We start from the raw sequence: 23,772 nt of genomic DNA, 5'->3' as shown, positions 1-23,772 counted from the left end.
GGGGACCAACGCCGTCACCCACGACCGGGTGACGCACGATCGGGGCGCGGCGGAGAAGGGATCACCGCGACTGCAGCGCCGCCCAGGTGGTCGCCGCGGAGACCCCGCCGTCGGCAGCGAGCGTCTGGCCGTTGACCCAGCGGCTCTCGTTCGACATCAGGAACGCGACCACCGAGGCGATCTCCGCTGCCTCCGCGTCCCGGCCCGCCGCGGTGCGCTGGCGCGCGAGACGCCGCGGGTCGGTGGAGCGCTCGACCTCGGGCAGCGACGGCGTCCGTACCGTCCCGGGAGCCACCGCGTTCATCCGCACCCCGTCCGCCCAGGTCAGCGTCGACGACGCCGTCGTGTAGGCGAGGACGGCCTCCTTCGAGACCTCGTAGATCGGGCGGTCGGGGCGCTGTTCCCGGCACCAGCGCAGGCCCTCCGAGAACGTGCGGGTGGCGAGCAGGGGGCGCAGCTCCGCGAGGTGTGCCACCCAGTGGCGCCCCTCGGAGGAGGACACGTTGACCACCGAGCCGCCGCGGCGGATGCGTCCCACCAGGCGCTCGGTGAGGTGGCGCATGCCGAGGAAGTTCACCGACAGCACGGTCTCGACCGGAGCCGTGCCGGGGACGCCGGCCACGTTGGCGAGCGCGTCGACCTGGCCGTCGAGGCGGTCGACGGCGGTGTCGATCGACGACGGGTCCGCGAGGTCGCAGGGGATGTGCGAGACCTCGCGGTCGGGCGGATCGCGGCGGTCGAGTCCGACGACGGACACCCCGTGGCGCCCCAGGAACTGGGCGAGCGCTCGTCCCACCCCCGACGAGGCGCCGGTGACGAGGAAGACCGTGCTCATGACGGGCACGGTAGCGGCGTCTCCGCGTCACCCCGTCGGGGCAGTCCCGGATCGACCTCCTGCCCTACGAGCTGCGGCACGCCGTGATCCACCCGTCGCTCCTGGTGTCGATCTTCGGCCGTCGGGGTGCAGATCCTTGTTTCCGGACGGGTGGGATGTGACGGTCGGTACGCAGGTGACGGTCACGGGATCGGAGCGCGCGATGTCGCAGCCCCTCGACGTCGGAGCGCAGCCCTGACCCCCCGGCGTCCCCGCCGGAACCCGAGTCCGGGGCGTGGTGGGGCGGCCCACGCCCCGGGCCGGCCCGGTCGGGGGGCCGTGTCGGCGGGCGCCGAGCGATCCGACTGCCCGAGCGGCGTCGCACACGGCACCATGGAGGCTGTGCAGCTCCTCCTCGTCGACGCCTTCACGTCCTCGCCCTTCACCGGCAACCCGGCCGGCGTGTGTCTCACCGACGCCGACGACGCCGCGTGGATGCAGGCGGTGGCCGCCGAGGTGAACGTGTCCGAGACGGCGTTCGTCGACCTCTCGACCCTCGCGTCGACGGGCGAGGTGGGCCTGCGCTGGTTCACCCCGACCGTCGAGGTGGAGATCTGCGGTCACGCGACGCTGGCGAGCGCGCACGTCCTGTTCGAGCAGGGTCTCGCCGAGTCGCCGATCGCGTTCCGCACCGCGTCGGGAGTGCTGCGGGCCGAGGCGCTGCCGGGCGGCGGCATCCAGCTCGACTTCCCCGTGGACGAGCCGATCTCCGCGCTGCCGGACAGTCACCTGGCCGACGAGTTCGCCGACGCGCTGGGCGCCGCGATCGTCGAGATCGCCCGCTGCCGCTACGACGTGCTCGTCGAGATCCCCTCGGCGGACGAGGTGCGCGACCTCGAGCCGGACCTCTCGGTGCTGCGGGCGGCCAGTGGGCGGGGCGTCATCGTCACCGCCCGCGCCGAGGAGGGCCCGACGCCGGGCGCGCCCGACTTCGTCTCCCGGTTCTTCGCGCCCGCCGTGGGGATCGACGAGGACCCGGTGACGGGCTCGGCGCACTGCTGCCTCGCCCCGTACTGGTCGTCGCGGCTCGGGCGGGACCGCCTGGTCGGTGCCCAGCTCTCCCCGCGTGGCGGCGAGGTCGGCGTCGAGCTCGCGGGCGAGCGCGTCTACCTGCGTGGCGACGCGGTCACCGTCAGCCGTGGCGAGCTGCTCGCCGAGGCGACGAAGATCTGACGTCTCACCGAGGGTAGGCGTCCCACCCCTCAGAGGTCTCTCACTGGCGCCTCGATCCGCCATGTGTCACTCTCTGTGAGCGGTGTCGGCGAGCGTCGCCGGCCGAGGACAGCGGGAGTGGCAGCCGTGTGGATCGTCGGTCTCGTCCTCGTCGCCCTCGGGGTGGCGGGCTTCCTGATGGCGCAGCGCACCCGTGCACGCCGGCACGCGATGATCGCGGCCGAGACCCTGCCGATCGCCGAGCTCGAGGAGCACCGACGCACGCTGGCCGACCTCGGGACCGTCGGGGGCTTCCGCAAGGTCTGTGAGGTGGTCGGCGCGGCGCACCCGCACCCCGACGGCCCGCTGCGCGCGCCCCAGAGCGGCGTCGAGTGCGTCTGGTACCGCCAGACGGTGGTCCACAAGTACAGCGAGCAGTACCGCGACTCCGACGGCGACTGGCGGCGCCGGGAGCAGAACGACACCGTCCTCGACGACACCTCGCGCCAGGGCTACGCGCTGGTCGACGACTCCGGGATCATCGGCGTCGACCCGAACGGCGTCGCCCCCGACCGCCCCGAGAAGGTCCACGAGAACTTCGTCCCCGGTGGCCAGGGTCCGAGCGGCGGCGGCTTCTTCAGCGGCGGCAGCCAGTCCCTCGGCATGACCTACACGGAGTGGGTCATCCGCCCGGGCCAGCAGCTCTACATCCTGGGCGAGGTCCACGACCGCATCGGCCCGCTGGTGATCGGCAAGCCGGAGTCGTCGTCGGAACCCTTCATCGTGTCCACGCGCTCCGAGGAGGAGCTCAAGGCCTCCGCCGCCGGCGCTCAGCGCTGGTGGGCGTGGGGCGGCTCGGCGGTCGCCGTCCTCGGGATCGTGCTGGTGGTCGTCGGGCTGCTGTGAGCGGAGCTCACAGGTCCCCGCCCTCGTCGAGGAGACGGTCGATCTCGCGGCGCAGCAGGCCCAGGCGGGCCTCGCGCACGAGCGGGATGTCGCGACGGCGCCTGCGCACGTCGGCGAGGTCGATGTCGACCGTGCAGGTCTCCTCGGCCTCGGCGCCTTCGCCGCACTCGCCGACGACCTCGCCCCAGGGGTCGACGATGTGGCTGCCGCCCCAGAACGTCAGGCCGCCCTCGACGCCGACGCGGTTCACGAACACCACGAACAGCTGGTAGATGCGGCCGTAGAACGTGGTGATGTTGCGCCAGTACTCCTTGGAGTCGTAGCGCTCGGGCGACATCGACTGCGCCGAGTTGGCCGGGACGAGCAGGATGTGCGCGCCGTCCTGGGTGGACAGGAAGGCGACCTGGGGCTGCCAGGCGTCGTTGCAGATCAGCGTGGCCGCCCGGTGCCGCCCGCCCTTCACGCCGTAGGCCCGCGAGTGCTGCCCGGGCAGGAAGTGCTTGCGCTCCTCGAACGTCGAGTACGTCGGCAGGTAGAGCTTGCGGTGGGTGTGGACGAGCCGGCCGTCCTCGTAGTAGCCCGCGCTGTTGTAGGTGTGCAGGCCGTGGCCGCCGGCCTCGGGGAACCCGACGAGCACCCCGGCGCCGCCGGCGCGCTGGGAGATGCGCAGCAACCGCGGGTCGTCCGGGGCCATCGAGAGGTCGTGCGGGACGTCGCCCACCTGGTAGCCCGAGAGCGCGAGCTCGGGGAACACCACGAGGTCCGAGCCGGCGTCGGCCGCCTCGGCGACCACGCGCTCGGTGCGCTTGATGTTGCCGTCGACGTCCCCGAGCGTGGCGTCGGTCTGGGCGAGCGTGATGCGCACGCGGGCTCCTCGGGATCGTCGCCGAACGCGGCGTGGGGGGACGGGGACTCCACCCGGGCCCCCGGTCGCCTCAGCGCGACCGACGTGCCCGTCGCGCGACGAGGACGATCAGACCGGTTCCGCCCAGCAGCGCCATTGCGGCTGCAGACCCGGCCAGCGCCACCGTGCGCGATCCGGAGTGTGCATCGCGGCCGTCGCTCAGGTCGACCCGGCCCGCCCCTGCGGGCGAGACCGACGCCGGACCGTCGCCGGTGAACTCGTCCGGGCGGACGTCGGCGACCGCCGCGACGGGGTCGACGGTGCCCGCGCCCACCGCGTCGTCGTGGGCCCCGCCGGAGGCGGGCGCGCCGCCGGGACGGTCGGCCGACGCGGTGACGCGCGCCATCACCTGGCGGGCGTCGAGGCCCGGATAGCGGGCGCGGACCAGCGCGACCACGCCGCTGACGTACGGCGCCGCGAAGCTCGTGCCCTCGATCGGCACGCTGCGCTCGGCGCCGATCGGGGCGACGGTGTCGACCACCCCGGGGCCTGCCGGGTCGAGCGAGACGATCTCCGAGCCGGGCGCGGAGAGCGACACCCACGGGCCGCGCAGGCTCAGCGGCGACGGCAGGCCGTCGCGGCGCGTGTAGCCGACCGAGAGCACGTCGTCGCCGAACCACGCCGGCGCGACCACCTGGCCTGCGCCCTGCCCGTCGGCGCCCTGGGTGCACGCTCCCGACCCCACGTTGCCGGCCGCGGCCACGACGACGACGTCGGCGTCCACGGCGGCCCGCACCGCGGCACGTAGGGGCGCGAGCGCCGGACCCGCCGAGGCCGCGGGCACGCACGCCGCCTCGGAGACGTTGATGACGGTGGCGCCGAGGCGGGTCGCGCGCACGATCGCCTCGGCGAGGGTGTCGACGTTCCCGCCGCCCGTGCCGGTGGTGCCGTCCGGGCTCGTCGTGCTCACCGTGAGGCTCGACTGGCGGATCGAGAGGACGCGCGCGTCGGGAGCGACGCCGACGAACCCGGTGGCCGGGTCGGACGTCGCGGCGACGATGCCGGCGACGAGGGTGCCGTGACCGTCGCAGTCGAGCAGCCCGCCGTCGTGACCGACGAAGTCGCCGCCGTCGACGAGGCGTCCCGCCAGCCGCGGGTGCGGGCTGACGCCCGTGTCGATCACCGCGACGGTCTGGCCCGCTCCGCGGGTGAAGCGCCACGCGTCGGTGAACCGCAGACGCTGCTGGCTCCAGGGCGCCCCGGGGATCACGCCGTCGCCGGTCGAACGCACGCACGGGACGCGGGACCGCACGCCGGGCAACGGGTGGGGCTCGGGATCGAGGGCGGCGAGCGCCCGCGCGTCGGGCGGCGGCGGCACCGGCGCGTCGACGGGGAGGGCGGGGGCGGCACCGGCCGGGACGGCGGCCGGGCCGAGGGCGACGAGGGCCACCGCGACGAGGGCCACCGCGACGAGGGCCACCGCGACGAGGGCCACCGCGACGAGCCCCACCGCCCCGCGCACCGCTCGACGGGCGATCTCCCCCACGCCGCGGATGGTAGGGCGCCCGGGCGGATCGCCGGGGCCGTTCGCGGAAGCTGCACCCACCGTGGCTGCCGCCGGTGATCCATTGGACTCGTCCACCCGTTCGGCCTACTGTCCGAACTTGTCGTCTCTCTGTGTAGCCACCAGGCTGGCCGGTGAGGGAGGAGAACGATGACCGCGACGACGACGCGCGAGCCCGGGCCGGCCGGCGGCGGCCCCGCCGCGCGGTGGTCCCCGGCACGGCTGGGCCACCACCGCTATCTGTGGTGGGCCGGGTCCGTCGTGCTCGCGGCCCTCGCCGTCGTGATCGCCGTCGGGTCCACCGACTCCCCGGAGGCGGGCATCACCGACGCCGGCGCCCTGACCGTCGTGGTCGCCGTGGGCCTCCTCGCGCCGGTGCTGGTGTGGATGGCGGGCGCCGAGCTCGTCGGCGCCCTCCGCCGCCGGGTCCCCGACGACGTCCGGCTCTACGGCACCGGGCAGGCCGTCCGGGGCGCCGCGCCCCCGCCGGACCCCGACGCTCCCTCCTGGCTCCGCCCGGCGGAGGACGTCCTGCTGCACGTCGAGGTCGATCACGTCCCGGACGCTGCACGGGTGATCGAGCGCGCCGCCCACGGCAACCGTCACCGCTTCCTCGAGGCCGGCGACAAGGAGCTGCGCCTGCGCAGCGGGCGGGGCACGTTGACCGCGAGCGTCCGCGCCGGTGCCGTCCGCCACCGGGCGACCCGCCGCACGCTCCCGGGCCGCTACCGCGCCCGCTGGGAGATCGACCTCGACGGCCGCAGGCTCACCTGCGACGTGCGCGGCATCCAGGCGGTGCCGCGGCGCACGCTGCTCGAGCCCGACGGCACGGCCTGGCTGGTGCAGATGGGCGTCCCGTCGCTGCTCGACCAGTTGCGCGGCGGGCGCGCCGCCCGCCTGCGGCCGCACGGGCGGCTGCCCGAGGACCTGGCACCGGACGCCGTGGCGTTCTGCCTGTGGCTGTTCTGCGAGCTCGAGACCCACCAGGAGCGCGTCCGCAGCTACGGCCGCGACGTCGGTGCCACGCCACCGGAGCCCGTCGCCGACACGTGGACGGGCCACGAGGAGCAGGAGAGGATCCCGTGACCGCCACGCTCGACCCGGTCCGCCCCGCCCACGGCGGCCCCGCGCCCCGCTGGTCGCCGCGCCGCCTGGGGCATCACCGCTACCTCTGGTGGGCGGGCGCGCTGCTGCTCGCCGGCGTCGCGGCGGCGATCGCGGTGACCCTCGACCCCTCGCCCGAGCCGGGGATCGCCGACGACGGCGCGGTCAACGTCCTCACCGCCGTGATCGTCCTCGTCCCGATCCTCGTGTGGGGTCTGGTCCACCAGCTCGTCTCGGCGATCCACCGGCGCGCGCGCGACGACGTCCGGACCTACGGGACGGGCCAGCCGGTGCGCGTCCGCCGCCCGGGCCCGCAGGACGTCGGCCGGCCGGGCGACACCGTGCGCCACGTCGTCGACGTCGACCACGTCCCGGGGGCGGTGACGGTCAACGAACGCCAGGACCGCGGCGGCCCGTCGGCCTTCCTCGACGACGGCGAGCGCCGCCTGCGCCTGCGGGCCCGCGCCGGGCAGATGACCGCGAGCGGCGCGAGTGGACCGGTGTTCGTCGCGCGTCGCTTCGGCCCCGCCGGGCAGCGTCGCTGGGAGATCGCGGTCGAGGGCCGCCGGCTGGACCTCGAGGTCCGTGGCACCCACCCCGTGCCGCGGCGCACCCTCGTCGACGACGAGGGGGAGGCCTGGCTGGTGCGCCTCGGCCCGTGCCGCCGCGGTCGCGTCCACCCCCAGGCCCGCGTGCCCGAGCGCCTCTCGCCCGCCGCGGCGGCGTTCGTCGTGTGGGTGTGCGCCGAGCTCGACGCGAAGATCCGCGCGGCGCGGGACGCGACGCTGACGCGGGGCAGCGGGGACGACGGCGGGGACTCGACGTGGTGGGACACCGGGAGCTCCGGTGACTCCTCGGGCTCGGGCGACTCCGGAGGGTCGAGCAGCAGCAGCGACTAGGCCGGAGTGACCTTCTCGATCGATCGAGTAGGGCCGTCGAGGGCCTACGCTCGGAGACGTGCCAGCCCGCCCGGTGATCCTGACCGTGGACGACGACCCCGGGGTCTCCCGCGCCGTCGCCCGCGACCTACGACGTGAGTACGGCGAGCACCACCGCATCGTGCGTGCCGAGTCCGGCCCCTCGGCGCTCGACGCCCTCAAGGAGATCGCGCTGCGGGGTGAGCAGGTCGCGGTGATCCTCGCCGACCAGCGCATGCCGCGGATGTCGGGCGTCGAGTTCCTCGAGCAGGCCATGGACCTGTTCCCGCGGGCGAGGCGCGTGCTCCTCACCGCCTACGCGGACACCGAGGCGGCGATCACCGCGATCAACGTCGTCGACCTCGACCACTACCTGCTCAAGCCGTGGGACCCGCCGGAGGAGAAGCTCTACCCGGTGGTCGACAGCCTGCTCGCGGCGTGGCGCGACACCCCGGACCGGCCGTCGGCCCCCGTGCGCATCGTCGGGCACCGCTGGTCGTCGCGCTCCTACGAGCTGCGCGACCTCGTCGCCCGCAACCAGCTCTCCTACGACTTCCTGCGCGCCGACGAGCCCGAGGGCGCCCGCCTGCTCGAGGCGGCCGGCGCGGATCCCGACCAGCTGCCCGTCGTCATCACCGAGGACGGGACGGCGCTGATCCAGCCGACCGACGCCCAGGTCGTCGAGTCCGCGGGCCTCGCCACCACTGCCTCGGAGGCCGTCTACGACCTCGTCGTGGTGGGCGGCGGCCCGGGCGGTCTCGGGGCGAGCGTGTACGGCGGCTCCGAGGGCCTGCGCACGGTGCTCGTCGAGTCGCGGGCGACGGGCGGGCAGGCCGGCACCTCGAGCCGCATCGAGAACTACCTCGGCTTCCCGAACGGCGTCTCGGGCGACCAGCTGACGACGCGGGCGCGCCTGCAGGCCGAGAAGTTCGGCACCGAGGTGCTCACCACCCGCACCGTCACCTCGCTGGAGCCGCGCGGGCGGTCCCGCGTGATCACGTTCGACGACGGCTCGGAGATCACTGCGCACGCCGTCGTCCTGGCCACCGGGGTCTCGTACCGGATGCTCGACTGCCCGGGGCTCGAGGAGCACACGGGGCAGGGCGTGTTCTACGGCGCCGCCGCCACCGAGGCCGCCTCGTGCGCCGCCCAGGACGTCTACATCGTCGGCGGCGCCAACTCCGCGGGCCAGGCGGCGATGAACTTCTCCCGGCACGCGAGCCGGGTGATCATGCTCGTGCGCGGTCCGTCGCTGACGGCGTCCATGTCGCACTACCTGATCGCGCAGATCGAGGCGAGCCCCCTGATCGAGGTCCGGACCTGCACCGAGGTCGTCGCCGCGGCCGGCACCGAGCACCTCGAGAAGCTGACGTTGCGTGACAGGAACTCCGGCGCCGAGGAGACGGTCGAGGCCTCCTGGCTGTTCGTCTTCATCGGCGCCGCCCCGCGCACCGACTGGCTGGACGGCGTCGTGGCCCGCGACGGCCGCGGTTTCGTCCTCACCGGGCCCGACCTGCCCGGGGGTCCGAACGGCCGGCGTCCCGCGGGATGGGAAATGGACCGGGATCCGTTCCACCTGGAGACGTCCGTGCCCGGGGTCTTCGCCGTCGGCGACGTCCGGGCCGAGTCGGTCAAGCGCGTCGCATCCGCGGTCGGTGAGGGCGCGATGGCCGTGAGTCTGGTGCACCGATGGTTGGAGAACCGATGACTGAGCTTTCCGAAGCCCGCTCCGCGGGCTCCGCGGGTGGGACCGAGCAGATCCCCGAGAAGCTCACCCGCGACGAGCTGCGGGAGCTCTTCCTGTTCGAGAAGCTCGACGACGCCCAGCTCGACTGGCTCGCGCACCACGGGGACGTCGTCACGGCCTCCGCCGGCGAGACGGTCTGCCGCGAGGGCGACCCCGCCGCCTGCTTCTGGGTGCTGCTCTCCGGCGAGATGGCGATGCTGCAGACGGTGCGCGGCGACGAGGTCGAGACCACGCGCACGAGCCAGCGCGGCACCTACGGCGGCTCGACCCAGGCCTACATCCCGAACGCCGAGCAGACCTACATGCACTCGCTGCGGGCGACGCGGGACGCGACGTTCCTCGCGCTGCCCGCCACCGAGTGGGCCGAGGCGCTGCGCGAGTGGTTCCCGCTGCCGATCCACCTGCTCGAGGGCCTCGTCGTCGGCATGCGCCGCACGTCGACGATCACCAGCGAGCGCGAGCGGCTGCTCGCCCTCGGCTCGCTGTCCGCCGGCCTGACCCACGAGCTCAACAACCCCGCAGCCGCGGCCCAGCGCGCCACCGAGTCGCTGCGCAGCCGGGTCGCCGGGATGCGGCACAAGCTCGGGATGCTGGCCTGCGGCAAGCTCGACGGCGAGACGATCGCGCAGCTCGTCGACCTGCAGGAGGACGCCGTCAGCCGGGCCGAGACCGCCCCGGACCTCTCGGTGATGGAGGCCTCGGACGCCGAGGACGAGCTCGGCGACTGGCTCGACCAGCGCAGCGTCGCCGGTGCCTGGGACCTCGCGCCGGTCCTGGTCGCGGGCGGCCTGGACGCCGAGTGGCTGGACAAGGTCGAGCGCGCGGTGCCCGAGGGGTCGATCGAGGCCGCGGTCCGCTGGATCGCCTACGCCGTCGAGACCGAGACGCTGATGGGCGAGATCACCGACGCGACCGGGCGCATCGCCAACCTCGTGGGGGCCGCGCGCCAGTACTCCCAGCTCGACCGCGCGCCGTTCGACGAGGTCGACCTGCGGGTGCTGCTCAAGTCGACGCTGATGATGATGAGCCGCAAGCTCGAGGGCATCCAGCTGGTCAAGGAGCTCGACCCCGACCTGCCGAAGATCCCGGCCTACGCCGCCGAGCTCAACCAGGTGTGGACCAACATCATCGACAATGCCGTCGGCGCCATGAGGTCGACCGGCGACGATCAAGGGGAGCACGCCGATAGGGGGACGTTGACGATCCGCACGCGCCGCGACGGCCGCAACGCCGTCGTCGAGATCTCCGACACCGGCCCGGGCATCCCCGAGGACGTGCGCCCGCGCATCTTCGAGCCGTTCTTCACCACCAAGGACGTCGGCGAGGGCACCGGGCTGGGCCTGGACATCTCCTGGCGCATCGTCGTCAAGAAGCACCACGGCGACGTCCGCGTCCGCACCGGCCCGGGCGGGACGACGTTCGAGGTCTGCCTGCCGATCGACGGTCCGACGCGCGAGACGACGCCGGGCGACGAGCTCGAGGACGCCTGAGCACCCGGTCAGTGGTGGCGGCGCCGGTGAGCCCGGACGCCAGACGGCGGCTCACCACGGGCAGGCGGGCCGCCCTCAGGACGATCCGCCGTAGCCAGAGGTCCCGGCGGTGGCGCGGGACGAACGTGCCGGCGGCACGGCGTCCCGAGGCCTGCACGGGCTCGACGACGGCACGCCATGTCCGTTCGTGCTCCGCCAGCGCGGCGTCCAGGTCCTCGTCGGCGGCGATCCGGTCGACCAGCGCCACCGCACCCGCGATCGCCAGCGACGCGCCCTGCCCGGCCAGCAGCGAGACCGCGTGCGCGGCGTCGCCCGCCAGCAGCACCCGGCCGTGAACCCAGCGCGGCACGATCGACTGCGCCACGACGTCGAGGTAGGGCGCGTCGGGTACGCGGTCGGCCACCGCCGCGGCCCACGCGCCCTGCCGGGCCAGCTCGTCGACGACCGCGCTCCGGGGGTCGTCGGGGAGCCGGCTGCCGCCCCGGCGGATCACGAAGACGGACACCCGGCCCCGGTCGGGCTCGGGACGCTGCTCGCGGCCGCCGAGGTCGAGGGCGAACAGACCGACCTGCGCGCCGACCACGTCGGTCAGGAGCACTTCGTCACCCAACCGGGCCGCCAGCTCCGGATGGGAGCAGGTGAACGCCGCGGTCTGGAACCCCAGCGGGCGCAGCAGATCCACCTCGTCGCCGACCACGAGCCGCCGCACGCAGGAGTGCAGACCGTCCGCGGCGACGACGAGGTCGGCGGTGAGGGTGCTGCCGTCGTCCAGCGTGACCCCGACCGGGCTGCCGGCCGCCCCGGGCTGCTGGACCGCCGTCACGGTGCGCCCGTAACGCACGTCGACCGTCGGCGGGAGCGACTCCCGCAGGGCCTCCTCGATCTCCGGGCGCAGGACGGAGAAGTAGCGGCCGCCGGTCACGTGGGCGAGGCTCGCCAGGGGGAGCCGGCCGGTCGTGCGCCCGTGGAGGTCGACGTAACGCGCCGCGGTGTAGATCCGGCCGTGGCGGCGCAGGGCGGGCATCACCCCGAGGCGCTCGGCGGCGGCCCAGCCCGGGCCGAAGTAGTCGATCATGTAGCCGCCCCGGCGGGGTGCAGGGGCGGCCTCGATCACCGTCACCTGCCAGCCCAGACCGGCCAGCCCCGTCGCCGTGGCGAGCCCCGAGATGCCCGCTCCACTGATCACTGCGTGCACGGTGGTGCCTCCGTCGTCGTGAGTGTCCGGAGCAACGCGTCGACGCCACGGTCCAGGGGCAGCTGCGGGTCGAGGGCGCGGTGCAGCGCGATCCCGTCGAGGACCGCGGTGAGCAGGGCGGCCGACTCCCCGGCGGTGCCGCTCGGCACGCCCCGGGAGACCAGCCATCCGGTGAGGCCCGTCCGGAACTCCGCCACGACCCGGCGCAGGGCGCCGGCGAGCGCGGGGTCGCGCGAGGCCGCGAGGTAGGTCTCGGACGCGAGGAGGTGCAGCGGTTCGCTGGGGTCGAGGTGCGCCACCGACTCCAGCAGCAGCGTTAGGCCCGCGCGCAGGTCGGGCGTGGCCTCCAGCGCGGCGAGGCCCTCGTCGGCCCACACGCCGAAGCGGCCGGTGGCGGCCTCGGCGAGCAGCTCCTGCTGGGAGGCGAAGTGGTAGTGCACCAGGCCGGGCCGGACACCCGCCCGCTCCGCGACCGCCCTCGTGCTGACCCGGCCCCAGCCCAGCTCGCCGATCAGGTCGGCGGCGGCGTCGAGCACCGCACCACGGGTGGTCCGGCCGCGTTCGCTGCACACCTCTGAGGAGTACCACTGATTTGGACGATTGCCCAATTCGGTGGGTGGGCACGTCGTCGAGCGGGTGTGCGTCGGCGCGTGCCTGCTTCTCCGTGCTGGGACACGGGCATGCGCGCACGGGGCCGGAGGCCGGAAGGGGGGCGCCCCCCGGTCACCGTGGGGCAGCACGGCGACCGGGGGACGCGAGACCCCGTGCGGCCGGGCGCGGTCGGTCGCACGGGGGACCGGGTCGTCCCGAGGGACGGCACGGGTGGTCACGTTCGGACGTGTCGACGACCCTGTTCACGGTGGGACGACGGCGGCCGTGGAGACCGTGCGACGACTTCGGCGCGAACAACGGCGACAACGGCATCTATCCAACGACCGAAGTCGCCCGAGCGATACGCACTCTCGCCGCCCAGTGCGCGATTCGCGCCGGGTGGTCCTCCGGTTCACCGGACCGGGGGACGAATCGGCCGTGACGCACGTCTCCTCGACGCCTCACTGGACCGAATGCGAGGTCCCTGTGCTCGACGGGCCCCGCACGGCGCCGGTGGGACACTGGAGACGTGCAGACCGCCCACGGCCCGGACGGCGCCAGCACACGTGGCGACGTGGAGGCCGACCCGCCGACCGAACCCGTCGGCCCGCCCGTCACCGGTGGGCGCGACGACGTCGCGCTCCCGTCCTCCCGCCGCGCGTCCGGCGGCGAGGGCGGCCTGATCCCGGATTTCGTCGACGACCCGGAGAAGCGGACCCGCCTGCGCCGCATGAAGGCCGTGGCGCTGTCGTTCCTCTTCGGCGCCGCGATCATCTGGATCGTCTTCCTCGTCTGGGAGCGCAACGGCGGGCCTGCGTTCACCGGCTATGTGCGCGCCGCGGCCGAGGCCGGGATGGTCGGCGGGCTCGCCGACTGGTTCGCGGTCACCGCGCTCTTCCGTCACCCGCTGGGCATCAAGATCCCGCACACGGCGCTCATCCCGCGCAAGAAGGACCAGCTGGGCGCCAGCCTCTCGGGCTTCGTCGGCGAGAACTTCCTGGCCCCCAAGGTCGTCGGGGAGAAGCTGCGCGCCGCCCAGATCTCCGCGCGGCTCGGCGGCTGGCTCACCACGCCGGGCAACGCCTCGCGCGTGACCGGCGAGCTCGCCACCGTCGTCCGCGGCGCGGTGACCGTGCTGCGCGACGACGAGATCCAGGCCGTCGTCGACCAGGCCGTGACCCGGCGCGTCGTCGCCCAGCCCTGGGGCCCGCCGATGGGCCGGCTGCTGGCCGGGGTGCTCGACGACGGGGCGCACCGCCGCGTCGTCGACCTGATCTGCGACCGCGCCTACGACTGGGTGCGCGACAACCACGACACCGTGATGGCGCTGGTCAGCAAGCAGGCGCCGAGCTGGTCGCCGCGCTTCGTCGACGGGCTGATCGGGGACCGGCTCTACGCCGAGGCCCTGTCGTTCGCCTGGGCGGTGAAGTCCGACCCCGACCACCCGATGCGCAAGGCCGTCGACCGCTTCCTCATCTCCTTCGCCGCCGACCTGCAGGACGACCCGGACACCAACGCGCGGGTCGAGGACATCAAGCGCCAGCTCCTCGAGCACCCCGAGGTGCAGGCCCTCATCTCACGTGCGTGGGCCACCGGCAAGGCGATGCTGCTCGACGCCGCCGAGGACCCGTCGTCGCAGCTGCGGCTGAAGGTCACCGACGGCGTCGCCCGCTTCGGCGAGCGCCTCGACACCGACCCCGAGCTCCGCGACAAGATCGACGGCTGGATCGTCGACGCCGCCGGCTACGTCGTCGGCCGCTACTCGAGCGAGATCTCCACCCTGATCTCCGACACCGTCGCCCGCTGGGACGGCCCGGAGACCTCCCGCAAGATCGAGCTCCAGGTGGGCCGTGACCTCCAATTTATCCGCATCAACGGCACCCTCGTCGGCGCCCTCGCGGGCCTGGTGATCTACACGGTGGGCGAGCTGCTCGTCTGACGCCGTCCCCCGGAAGTGTGTGTGGCAGCCCACGCGACCTGCGCAAGCACAGTGCTTGCGCCAGCTAGCACTCGTGTTAGCGTGGGTGTCAGCGAGTTCGGAGGAGGTGGTCATCGGTGTCCGGGACGGACGGGGTCGAGAAGATCGGCCAGGCCGTCGAGGACATCGGTGCCTACATCCGCCGGCAGCGTGAGGGCGCGGAGGTCAGCCTCCGTCAACTCGCGAAGGTCGCGGGGATCAGCAACCCCTACCTGAGCCAGATCGAGCGCGGGCTGCGCAAGCCGTCCGCCGAGATCCTGGGTCAGATCGCGACCGGCCTGCGGATCTCCGCCGAGGCGCTGTACGTCCGGGCAGGGATTCTCGAGCCCCGGGAGCACTCCCCGGTGCTCGACGCCCTCGCGTCGGACACGGAGCTGACCGAGCGCCAGAAGCAGGTGCTCACCGACATCTACGAATCGTTCCGTCGCGGCAACGCTGCCGAGACCAGCACCGCGACCGGGACCGAGGACGCCGCGCTCGCCGTGGCCGCCATCGACGCTGCCGCCCAGGCAGTCGAGGCACCGGCCCCGCGCACGTCCTGACCTACCGCTCAGGCACGCACGTCCCACACGTACTCAGGAGAGAGGACGACCATGGCTGTCACCTTCCCCACCAAGTTCGACGTCCGCGAGGTCCGCGACCAGGCCAGCAAGGCCGTCTCGGACGCCATCGACCCGCTGCGCCAGCCCGCCCTGGCCGTGCTGGGCCTCGGCGACGTGGCCGTCGCCGCCGCCCGTGAGGCCGCCGAGCGCGTGCAGTCCGGCGCCACCGAGGTGCAGGCCCGCGTCGAGGACCTCCCGGCCGAGGTCCAGGAGCTGCGCACCAAGCTGACCGCGGAGGACTTCCGCCGCCTGGTCGACAGCTACCTGGCCGCCGTCCGCAGCGTCTACACCGACCTCATCAAGCGCGGCGAGTCCGCGTACCGCGACATCACGTCGCAGCCGCAGGTCAAGCAGGCGCTGAACACGGTCGACCAGGTCTCGAGCGAGATCGAGGACCGCCTCGAGGACGCCGTCGAGGGTGTCCGCGTCCGCGGTGAGAGCGCTCTCGCCGGGGTCACCAAGCAGACCCGTTCGGTCGGCGAGCGCGCCGCCCGCACCACGCAGCGCTTCAGCGCCCAGGCCGCCGAGGTCGTCGCCGAGGCCGGCTCCGAGCTCTCCGAGGAGATCAAGGAGGCCGGTGACGAGGTGGCGTCCGAGACGCGCAGCACCACGCGCAAGGCCGCCGCGCGCACCGCGCCGAAGAAGCAGGGCCCGAAGAACGCGCCGAAGTCCGCGGCCACCGCGGGCGGCGCCAAGCGGGCCCCCAAGGGCTGATTCCCGCCACCGTGCGGTGACGCTCTGCTCGACACGACCCCGGGACGCTCCGCCGTCCCGGGGTCGTCGTGTGTCCGGGGGAGGACCGCGCGCCTGTCGCCCCGCTGCACGGGGCACGTATCGTGGTGGCGTGTCGGTGCTCTACAACCTCGATGGCTACGTGCTGCTGGTGCTGTGGCTCCTGGGGATCCCGGTGGGCCTGTACGCCTTCGTGCACGCCCTGATGCAGCGCTCCGACGCGTTCACGGCCGCGGACAAGCTGACCAAGCCCGTCTGGTGCGCGATCACCGGCGTCGGCCTGGCGATCCTCGCGATCTCCACCAGCGGCCCCTACAGCTTCCTCTGGCTCGTCGGCATCATCGCCGTGCTCATCTACATCGTCGACGTGCGCCCGCGGGTGATCGAGATCCAGCAGGGCCCGCGCTGGTGACGTCGCCGGCCGCCCTGGCCATCGCCGGGTCGCTGGAGCCGGTGCCCGCCCTCGAGCGGACCGACCTGCTGGCCGGGCCCGTCGTCGACGCCCTGCGCACGTTGCCGGCCGACGTCGTCGCCGACTGCCTGGTCGCGGCGATCGACCCCACGCTCGCCGACACCGCCGCGTTCTGCGAGGCCTACGGCTCGCCGCTGGAGGCGTCGGCCAACTGCGTCGTCGTCGCCGGCTCCCGCTCCCGCGAGCGTCGCTTCGCCGCCTGCGTCGTGCTGGCCACCATGCGCGCCGACGTCAACACCGTCGTCCGCAAGCGCCTCGACGTCCGCAAGGCGTCGTTCGCGCCGATGGACGAGGCCGTCGAGCTCACCGGCATGGCCCACGGCGGCATCACCCCGTTCGGGCTGCCGGCGTCGTGGCCCGTCCTCGTCGACCCTGCGGTGCTCGCCACGCCCGCGGTGGTGGTGGGCAGCGGCCGGCGCGAGAGCAAGCTCCTCGTGCCCGGCGCCTCGCTGGGTGCACTGCCCGGGGCCGAGGCCCTCGAGGGCCTCGGCCGCTGACGCGGGTCCCGGTGGGAATCGGTCGCCCCCGGGGAACGTTCTCCGCTCCACATTGAACGTTCAACTACTGAGGAGGGGACGATGCCCGCTCTCACGGTCGCCGACCTGACGGTCCTGCCCCGCATCCCCGAGCCCGCGGGACCCCGCGTCGGCGTCACCGAGCGGGGCGTCCGCACGGTGACCACCGCGCCGCAGGGCTACGAGGGCGAGGGCTTCCCGGTGCGCCGCGCGTTCGCCGGCGTCGACCTCGCGCTGCTCGACCCCTTCATCCACATGGACCAGATGGGCGAGGTCGAGTACGCGCCCGGCGAGCCCAAGGGCACGGCCTGGCACCCGCACCGGGGCTTCGAGACCGTCACCTACATCATCGACGGCACGTTCGAGCACGCCGACAACCACGGCGGCGGTGGCTCGATCACCAACGGCGACACGCAGTGGATGACCGCGGGCGGCGGGGTGCTGCACATCGAGCGCCCGCCGGAGGCGCTCGTCGCGTCGGGCGGCCTCTTCCACGGCCTGCAGCTGTGGGTGAACCTCCCGCAGGCGCAGAAGTGGGTGCAGCCCCGCTACCAGGACCTCCGCTCGGGCCAGGCCGCGCTGCTGACCTCCGCCGACGCCGGGACGCTCGTGCGGGTCATCGCCGGCGAGATCGGCGGGCACGAGGGGCCCGGCTCGACCTACACGCCGATGACGATGGCGCACGCCTCGCTCGAGCCCGGCGCCGCTCTGCACCTGCCCTGGGACCCCGAGCAGAACGCGCTGCTCTACGTCCTGTCCGGCGACGGCACCGTCGGCGCCGAGCGGCGGCCGGTGCGCACCGGCCAGCTCGTCGTCTTCGGCCCGGGCGAGTCGCTGCGGGTCGCCGCGGACCCCGGGCAGGAGGGTCGGCACCCGAAGCTGGAGGTCTTGCTGCTCGGTGGGCGCCCGATCCGCGAGCCGGTGGCGTGGGGCGGGCCGTTCGTCATGAACACCCAGCAGGAGGTCCGGGAGGCGATGGTCGACTTCCACGCCGGCCGGCTGGGCGCGATCCCCGCCGAGCGGGTGCGCACGCGCACGTGAGCACTTTGCGGTGCTAGAGCACCGCAAAGTGCTCACATGCCGCAGGCACCTAGCGGAAGACGACCGTGCGGCCCGCGTGCACCTGCACGCGGTCCTCGAGGTGGGCCCGCAGCCCGCGGGCCAGCACCAGCTTCTCGACGTCGCGGCCGCGGCGGACCATGTCCTCGGCGGTGTCGGCGTGGTCCACGCGGCTGACGTCCTGCTCGATGATCGGGCCGGCGTCGAGGTCCGCGGTGACGTAGTGGCACGTCGCGCCGACGAGCTTCACCCCGCGGGCGTGGGCCTGGTGGTACGGGCGGGCACCGGCGAACGAGGGCAGGAAGCTGTGGTGGATGTTGATGGCCCGCCCGGCCCACCGCTCGCAGAGCTCGGGCGGCAGCACCTGCATGAACCGCGCCAGCACGATCGCCGCCGGGTCGTGCTCGTCGACGAGGGCGGCGACCTGCGCGAACGCGGCGTCGCGTCCGGACCGGGCCTCGTCGTCCTCGGCGCGCGAGGGGAACCGCACGTGGTGGAACGGCACGCCGTGGGCCTCGGCGAGCGGGCGCAGCACCTCGTGGTTGCCCACCACCGCGCGCACGTCCATCTCGAGCTCGCCGCCCCAGACCCGGCCGAGCAGGTCGTGCAGGCAGTGCGACTCCTTGCTGACCAGCAGCACCACCCGCGGCGGCTCGGCGGCGTCGCGCACCTGCCAGCGCACCGGGTCGCCGCCGGGCACCTCGAGGCCCGCGGCCACCTGGCCCATCACCACGCGCAGCACGTCCGCCCCGCCGGGCACCGAGGCGGCGTCGACGACCTGGCGCGTGACGAACCAGCCCGCCTCGGTGTCGGCGTGGTACGCGGCCTCGGTGATCGACGCACCGAGCGCCGCGAGCCGTCCCGTGATCGTGGCGACGATGCCGGTGCGGTCCGGGCAGCTCAGGGTGACGACGAGGCGATGGGTCGCCATGGTCAGCGCTTCTCCAGCCGCCGGCGGGTGAAGGCGTCCTCGGCGTCGAGCAGCGCGCCGACCTGCTCGACGACGACCTTCTCGATGCGCCCGCCGACCATCGGCACCGACACCGTGGCCTCGCCCTGGATCTCGGTGACCGCGCCACCGCCGGAGTCGGTGAGCTCCTGCGTCCCGGTCATCGTCCCGGGTAGGCCACGGACCGTGACCTCGAACGTGCCGTCGTAGCCGCCGTCCTGGCGCACGCGCCAGGTCTCGACGCGGTCGAGGACCAGGTCGTCGCCGGTGAAGCGGCGGACCGCCGTCGGCAGGAACTCCACGGGCACCGAGTGGCGCAGCTCCAGCCGGGCGCCCGAGGCGTCGACGGAGTGTTCGACGAGGGCGGGATCCTTGCCGCCGAGCTCCTCGAGGCGTGCCCGGAGGTGGTCGCCGTCGACGAGCTCCGCGTACACCTCCTCGGCGGGGACGTCCCAGGTGGCGCGGTGGGCGATGCGGGTCGACACGGGCGGGAGGTTACCGTCGGAGGCCGTGGCACCCGGTCCGACCGCTCAGACGACGCCCGCGGCGGGCGACGGCCCCGTCGACACCGACGCCGCGACGCTCCTCGCGCCGCACACGACGCTCGGTCTCGGCGGCCCCGCCCGCCGGCTGGTGCGGGCGACGACGGCCGACGAGGTCGTCGAGCGGGCCCGCGCCGCCGACGGGGCGGGCGAGCCGCTGCTGCTCGTCGGCGGGGGCTCCAACCTCGTCATCGGCGACGCCGGGTTCGCCGGCACCGCGCTGCTCATCGACACCGAGGGCCACGAGGTCGTGCGCCGCGACGCCGACTCCGTCGTCCTGCACGTCGAGGCCGGCCACGACTGGGACGCGCTCGTCGCCGACACCGTCGCCGACGGGTTCGGCGGGCTCGAGTGCCTCTCGGGCATCCCCGGGCGCACCGGGGCGACGCCGGTGCAGAACGTGGGCGCCTACGGCGTCGAGGTCGGGGATCTCCTCGTCGACGTCGACCTCTACGCGCGCCGCACCGGCCGCCGGGGCACGGTCCCGGCCGCCGACCTCGGTCTCGGCTACCGCACCAGCCGCCTCAAGGGCACCCGCAACGTCGACGGCGAGATCGTCCTCGGCGTGCGCTTCCGGCTCACCACCGACGGCCTGTCGGCCCCGGTCCGCTACGCCGAGCTCGCCCGCGCCCTCGGCGTCGAGCCCGGCACCCGGGTGCCCGTCGCCGACGCGCGCGCCGCCGTGCTCGCCCTGCGCCGCGGGAAGGGCATGGTCATCGACCCCGCGGACCCCGACAGCCGCAGCGCGGGCTCGTTCTTCACCAACCCGGTGGTCGACGAGGCCACCGCGGCCCGCGTCGCCGCCCGCACGGAGGCGGCGGGCCAGGTCCCTGTCACGGCGTGGCCGCAGCCGGGAGGGCTGGTCAAGCTCTCCGCGGCCGCGCTCATCGAGCGCGCGGGCGTCCCGCGCGGGCACCCGGGCGAGCACGCCCCGGCGCGGGTCTCCACCAAGCACACGCTCGCCCTGACCCACCGCGGCGGCGGGACCACCGACGACCTCCTGGCGCTCGCCCGTGATGTGCGCGACCGGGTCGACGCCGCCTTCGGTCTCCTCCTCGAACCCGAGCCCGTGCTCGTCGCCTGCGCCCTCTGACCGAGTTGCGGCGAGACGCCCCTCACGATCACTGGGCCACGGGTGTGAGTGTGCCCGTGGCCTGACAACCGCCCCGGGGCCGTTCGCGTCATGCGTTCGGGATCGATCAGGAGAGGTGGCCCTCGGGGTGCGGGAACGCGTGCAGGGTGTGCTGGCCGTGGTGGTGGCGCTCGTCGCCGTCGCGGGAGTCGTCGCGGGGTGTGCGGCTGCGGGTGCGACGCCCCGGCCGGCGGGGAGTGACGCGACGCAGCCCCCGACCGTGACCACGACGGCCGTACCGGGGCGCGCCGACGTCGACCCGGGCGGCGAGATCAGCGTGACGGCGCCGGACGCCGCCCTGCGCGACGTCGCGCTGACCGGCGCCGACGGCCGCCCGATCGCCGGGGCCGTGACCCCGGACGGACACCGCTGGGCCGCCACGGAGGCGCTCGGCTACGGCAAGCCCTACACCTGGTCCGGTGTCGCGGTGGGCGCCGACGGGGCCACCACGCCGGTCGCGGGTGGCTTCACCACGGTGAGCCCGGAGCGGGTCGTGCGCGCACAGTTCGCGCAGCCCGACGACGCCACCGTCGGCGTGGCCGCGCCCATCGCCATCCAGTTCGACGGCCCGGTCGCCGACAAGGCCGCCGCGGAGCGGGCCCTGCAGGTGCGCACGTCGGTGCCCACCGAGGGCTCCTGGGCCTGGCTGCCCGACGACGCGCTGGGATCGCGGGTGCACTGGCGGCCGAAGGAGTACTGGCAGCCCGGCACGGTCGTCGACGTCGCGGCGGACCTGTACGGCGTGGACCTGGGCGGCGGGGCCTACGGGCGTGAGGACCTCACCAACCACCTCACCGTCGGGCGCTCGCAGATCGTGCGGGCCGACGTCGCCAGCCACCGGATGGTCGTGATCCGGGACGGCCAGCAGGTCATGGACGTCCCCGCGAGCTACGGGCTGGGCAGCGACCCCAACCGCATCACGCGCAGCGGGACCCACGTCGTCACCGAGAAGTTCGACAACAAGCGGATGACCAGCGCGCAGTACGGCTACGACCTCATCGAGCACTGGGCCGTGCGGATGAGCAACAACGGCGAGTTCATCCACGCCAACCCGGCCTCGGCCGGCGCCCAGGGGTCGAGCAACGTCACCCACGGCTGCGTCAACCTCTCGACCGCCGACGCGCGGGCGTACTACGACACCGCCATCTACGGCGACCCCGTCGAGGTCACGAACTCCCCGGTCCAGCTCTCCGCCGCCGACGGGGACGTCTACGACTGGGCCCTCGACTGGGACACCTGGCGCGGGATGTCGGCGCTGAGCTGATCCTCGACCCGGCGGGCCGTCGGGGTGCGGTGCCACGATGGTGGCGACGCACCGGGAGAGGTTCGGGGGACGCATGGGTCGGGCGCTCGTCACGGTGCTCAGCGGGCTGCTGCTGGTGGTGCTGACGGCCTGCGGCTCGGGGGCGCCGACGTCCGGCGCACCCGGCGCGTCCACCGAGGCGCCGCCGCCGGTCGGCGTGGCGGTCGAGCCGGCCGCGAACGCCGCCGACGTCGCGCCGCGGGCCACCGTCGCGGCCAGCACCGAGGGGACGTTCACCGACGTCACGCTCACCGCCTCGCCGGGCGGTGCCGTGGCCGGCACGCTGTCGCCCGACCGGAAGCGCTGGACGCCGTCCGGCCCGCTGGCCTACGGCGCCACCTACACCTGGGGCGGCACGGCCACCGGGCCCGGCGGGAGCTCCTCGCCGGTCACCGGCTCGTTCACCACGGTCGCGCCCGGGCAGACCGTCCGGGCCACGCTGAACATCGGGGACGACCGCGAGGTGGGGGTGGCGGCGCCGATCACGATCCAGTTCGCGGCCCCGGTGGAGGACAAGGCGGCGGTGGAGCGGGCGCTGCAGGTGCGCACGTCGGTGCCCACCGAGGGCTCCTGGGCCTGGCTGCCCGACCAGGACGGCGGGTCGCGGGTGCACTGGCGTCCGAAGGAGTACTGGTGGCCCGGCACGCAGGTCGACGTCCGCGCGAACCTCCTCGGCACGCCGTTCGGCGGCGGCGCGTGGGGCCGTGAGGACCTCACGACGTCGTTCCGGATCGGCCGTTCGCAGGTCGTGCAGGCCGACGTCAACAGCTTCCGCATGGTCGTCATCCGCGACGGCCAGCAGGTGATGGACGTCCCCGCGAGCTACGGGACCGACTCCGACCCGAACCGCACCACGCGCTCGGGCATCCACGTCGTCACCGAGAAGTTCACCAACAAGCGGATGGTCAGCGAGCAGTACGGCTACGACCTCGTCGAGCGCTGGGCCGTACGCATCAGCAACAACGGCGAGTTCATCCACGCCAACCCGGCGTCCACCGGCGCCCAGGGCTCCAGCAACGTCACCCACGGCTGCATCAACCTCTCCGAGGCCGATGCCCGGGCGTACTACGACACCGCCCAGTACGGCGACCCGGTGGAGGTCACCAACTCCGGGGTGAACTACTCGCCCAGGGACGGCGACATCTACGACTGGGCCATCCCGTGGGCGGAGTGGCAGGGGATGTCCGCGCTCTAGGTGGTGCGGTGGAAGCGCATCCCCGTGGCCTGGTCGCGGGGCTTGAGGACGATGGTGTCGAGGTTGACGTGCGACGGCCGGCTCATGGCGAACGCCACGACCTCGGCGACGTCCTCGGCGACCAGCGGCGTGATGCCCTCGTAGACCTTGGCCGCACGGTCCTCGTCGCCCGCGAACCGCACGAGCGCGAACTCGGTCTCCACCGCGCCGGGCGCGATCTCGGTGACGCGCACGGGCTCCCCGAGCAGCTCGCCGCGCAGGGTGCGGTGCATGGCGCCCTCGGCGTGCTTGGCGGCGGTGTAGCCCGAGCCGCCGTCGTAGACCTCGAGGCCGGCGATCGAGGTGATGGTGACGACGTGGCCGTCGCCCGAGTCGATCAGCAGCGGCAGCAGGCCCTTCGTGACGCGCAGGGTGCCGAGGACGTTGGACTCCCACATCCAGCGCCACTTCTCCTCGTCGGCCTCGATCACCTTCTCGGTGCCCTTGGCGCCGCCGGCGTTGTTCACCAGGCCGCGCAGCGGGCTCTGCGGGGTGACGAGGTCGCGTACGCCGTCGACGAAGGCGGCCACCGAGTCCGCGTCGGTGACGTCGAGGGGCAGGGCGGTGCCGCCGACCTCGTCGGCGACCTCCGTGAGGCGCTCCACGCGGCGCGCGCCGAGGACGGGGTGCCAGCCGTCGGCGGCGAGGGCGCGCGCGGTGGCGGCCCCGATCCCCGAGCTGGCGCCGGTGACGACGGCGAGGGGACGGTCGGTTCCCGGTGTGGGCGTGCTCATGCCCCGCACCCTAGGTCTGTTCGTCACGTGGTCCTCGGCGAGCCCGCGAGGGCCCGGCACACCTAAGCTGGCGGGGTGACCCCGGCGGCGACGACGGCGACGGCATCTCCGGCGACCCGTTCCCGTCCCCCCGGTC

22 protein-coding genes and 1 pseudogene are annotated in these 23,772 nt (G+C 74.2%); 15 read left to right on the top strand and 8 right to left on the bottom strand.

Annotated elements, in window-relative coordinates; genetic code table 11:
* Positions 1–61: 61 nt before the first annotated feature.
* Positions 62–835, bottom strand: a complete 774-nt coding sequence (locus PH191_RS10665; protein WP_274194542.1) for a coniferyl-alcohol dehydrogenase — start codon at positions 833–835, stop codon at positions 62–64.
* A 372-nt stretch (positions 836–1,207) separates the two neighbouring features.
* Between PH191_RS10665 and PH191_RS10660 the strand changes: the two genes are divergently transcribed.
* Positions 1,208–2,047, top strand: a complete 840-nt coding sequence (locus tag PH191_RS10660; protein WP_337994057.1) for a PhzF family phenazine biosynthesis protein — start codon at positions 1,208–1,210, stop codon at positions 2,045–2,047.
* Positions 2,048–2,164: 117 nt separating this feature from the next.
* Positions 2,165–2,932 (top strand): GIDE domain-containing protein, encoded by a 768-nt coding sequence (locus PH191_RS10655; protein WP_274194540.1) that lies wholly within the window; start codon positions 2,165–2,167, stop codon positions 2,930–2,932.
* A 7-nt stretch (positions 2,933–2,939) separates the two neighbouring features.
* On the opposite strand, the gene PH191_RS10650 is transcribed toward PH191_RS10655, so the two are convergent.
* Positions 2,940–3,797 carry a nitrilase-related carbon-nitrogen hydrolase gene (locus PH191_RS10650; protein WP_274194539.1) on the bottom strand — a complete coding sequence of 286 codons (858 nt, stop codon included), beginning with the start codon at positions 3,795–3,797 and terminating at the stop codon, positions 2,940–2,942.
* Positions 3,798–3,867: 70 nt separating this feature from the next.
* Positions 3,868–5,322, bottom strand: a complete 1,455-nt coding sequence (gene mycP / locus PH191_RS10645) for a type VII secretion-associated serine protease mycosin (protein ID WP_274194538.1) — start codon at positions 5,320–5,322, stop codon at positions 3,868–3,870.
* Between the two features lie 168 nt (positions 5,323–5,490).
* On the opposite strand from mycP, the gene PH191_RS10640 reads away from it, so the two are divergent.
* The 4 genes from PH191_RS10640 to PH191_RS10625 are packed head-to-tail and all read left to right on the top strand — an operon-like array spanning position 5,491 to position 10,598.
* Positions 5,491–6,426 carry a hypothetical protein gene (locus PH191_RS10640; protein ID WP_274194537.1) on the top strand — a complete coding sequence of 312 codons (936 nt, stop codon included), beginning with the start codon at positions 5,491–5,493 and terminating at the stop codon, positions 6,424–6,426.
* Positions 6,423–7,343: a hypothetical protein gene (locus PH191_RS10635; RefSeq protein ID WP_274194536.1), complete on the top strand. Its 921-nt coding sequence runs from the start codon at positions 6,423–6,425 to the stop codon at positions 7,341–7,343. Before PH191_RS10640 ends, PH191_RS10635 begins: the two co-directional genes overlap by 4 nt.
* A gap of 58 nt (positions 7,344–7,401) precedes the next feature.
* The gene (locus tag PH191_RS10630; RefSeq protein WP_274194535.1) at positions 7,402–9,069 is read left to right on the top strand and encodes an NAD(P)/FAD-dependent oxidoreductase; all 1,668 of its coding nucleotides are present in this window, start codon (positions 7,402–7,404) and stop codon (positions 9,067–9,069) included.
* The gene (locus PH191_RS10625; RefSeq protein ID WP_274194534.1) at positions 9,066–10,598 is read left to right on the top strand and encodes an ATP-binding protein; all 1,533 of its coding nucleotides are present in this window, start codon (positions 9,066–9,068) and stop codon (positions 10,596–10,598) included. Before PH191_RS10630 ends, PH191_RS10625 begins: the two co-directional genes overlap by 4 nt.
* 280 nt (positions 10,599–10,878) lie before the next feature.
* On the opposite strand, the pseudogene PH191_RS10620 reads toward PH191_RS10625, so the two are convergent.
* Both PH191_RS10620 and PH191_RS10615 read right to left on the bottom strand, forming a co-directional pair.
* Positions 10,879–11,784, bottom strand: a pseudogene (locus PH191_RS10620) (FAD-dependent monooxygenase); the annotation flags it as partial.
* Positions 11,781–12,365, bottom strand: coding sequence for a TetR/AcrR family transcriptional regulator (locus PH191_RS10615; RefSeq protein ID WP_274194533.1), 585 nt, complete (start codon positions 12,363–12,365; stop codon positions 11,781–11,783). The pseudogene PH191_RS10620 and the gene PH191_RS10615, both read right to left, overlap by 4 nt.
* Positions 12,366–13,114: 749 nt before the next feature.
* Between PH191_RS10615 and PH191_RS10610 the strand changes: the two genes are divergently transcribed.
* The 6 genes from PH191_RS10610 to PH191_RS10585 all read left to right on the top strand — a co-directional run bounded on the left by PH191_RS10610 (position 13,115) and on the right by PH191_RS10585 (position 17,724).
* Positions 13,115–14,323, top strand: coding sequence for a DUF445 domain-containing protein (locus PH191_RS10610; RefSeq protein WP_274194720.1), 1,209 nt, complete (start codon positions 13,115–13,117; stop codon positions 14,321–14,323).
* Between the two features lie 116 nt (positions 14,324–14,439).
* A complete protein-coding gene (locus PH191_RS10605) occupies positions 14,440–14,904 on the top strand; it encodes a helix-turn-helix domain-containing protein (protein ID WP_274194532.1) in 465 nt (154 codons plus the stop codon).
* Between the two features lie 51 nt (positions 14,905–14,955).
* The gene (locus PH191_RS10600; protein ID WP_274194531.1) at positions 14,956–15,678 is read left to right on the top strand and encodes a hypothetical protein; all 723 of its coding nucleotides are present in this window, start codon (positions 14,956–14,958) and stop codon (positions 15,676–15,678) included.
* Positions 15,679–15,808: 130 nt separating this feature from the next.
* The gene (locus PH191_RS10595; protein ID WP_274190949.1) at positions 15,809–16,108 is read left to right on the top strand and encodes a DUF2516 family protein; all 300 of its coding nucleotides are present in this window, start codon (positions 15,809–15,811) and stop codon (positions 16,106–16,108) included.
* Positions 16,105–16,665 (top strand): YbaK/EbsC family protein, encoded by a 561-nt coding sequence (locus tag PH191_RS10590; RefSeq protein WP_274194530.1) that lies wholly within the window; start codon positions 16,105–16,107, stop codon positions 16,663–16,665. The genes PH191_RS10595 and PH191_RS10590 overlap by 4 nt, the downstream gene beginning before the upstream one ends.
* A gap of 81 nt (positions 16,666–16,746) precedes the next feature.
* Entirely contained in the window at positions 16,747–17,724 is a 978-nt protein-coding gene (locus tag PH191_RS10585) for a pirin family protein (protein ID WP_274194529.1), read from the top strand.
* Positions 17,725–17,773: 49 nt separating this feature from the next.
* Here PH191_RS10585 and purU read toward each other — a convergent pair whose 3' ends face one another.
* Both purU and PH191_RS10575 read right to left on the bottom strand, forming a co-directional pair.
* A complete protein-coding gene (purU, locus tag PH191_RS10580; protein ID WP_274194528.1) occupies positions 17,774–18,673 on the bottom strand; it encodes a formyltetrahydrofolate deformylase in 900 nt (299 codons plus the stop codon).
* Positions 18,674–18,675: 2 nt separating this feature from the next.
* Entirely contained in the window at positions 18,676–19,176 is a 501-nt protein-coding gene (locus PH191_RS10575) for a DUF2505 domain-containing protein (protein ID WP_274194527.1), read from the bottom strand.
* Between the two features lie 25 nt (positions 19,177–19,201).
* Between PH191_RS10575 and PH191_RS10570 the strand changes: the two genes are divergently transcribed.
* From PH191_RS10570 to PH191_RS10560, 3 genes are all read left to right on the top strand, one after another.
* The gene (locus PH191_RS10570) at positions 19,202–20,326 is read left to right on the top strand and encodes a UDP-N-acetylmuramate dehydrogenase (RefSeq protein WP_274194526.1); all 1,125 of its coding nucleotides are present in this window, start codon (positions 19,202–19,204) and stop codon (positions 20,324–20,326) included.
* 115 nt (positions 20,327–20,441) lie between these two features.
* Positions 20,442–21,629, top strand: coding sequence for a L,D-transpeptidase (locus tag PH191_RS10565; RefSeq protein ID WP_274194525.1), 1,188 nt, complete (start codon positions 20,442–20,444; stop codon positions 21,627–21,629).
* A gap of 73 nt (positions 21,630–21,702) precedes the next feature.
* Positions 21,703–22,863, top strand: a complete 1,161-nt coding sequence (locus PH191_RS10560; RefSeq protein WP_274194524.1) for a L,D-transpeptidase — start codon at positions 21,703–21,705, stop codon at positions 22,861–22,863.
* Here PH191_RS10560 and PH191_RS10555 read toward each other — a convergent pair.
* A complete protein-coding gene (locus PH191_RS10555; RefSeq protein ID WP_274194523.1) occupies positions 22,860–23,636 on the bottom strand; it encodes an SDR family NAD(P)-dependent oxidoreductase in 777 nt (258 codons plus the stop codon). The genes PH191_RS10560 and PH191_RS10555 overlap by 4 nt on opposite strands.
* Between the last annotated feature and the right edge of the window lie 136 nt (positions 23,637–23,772).

This window comes from Actinomycetospora callitridis (assembly GCF_028737265.1).
In the GTDB taxonomy this organism is placed as follows: domain Bacteria; phylum Actinomycetota; class Actinomycetes; order Mycobacteriales; family Pseudonocardiaceae; genus Actinomycetospora; species Actinomycetospora callitridis.
This window is presented reverse-complemented; position numbering and strand designations above follow the sequence as displayed.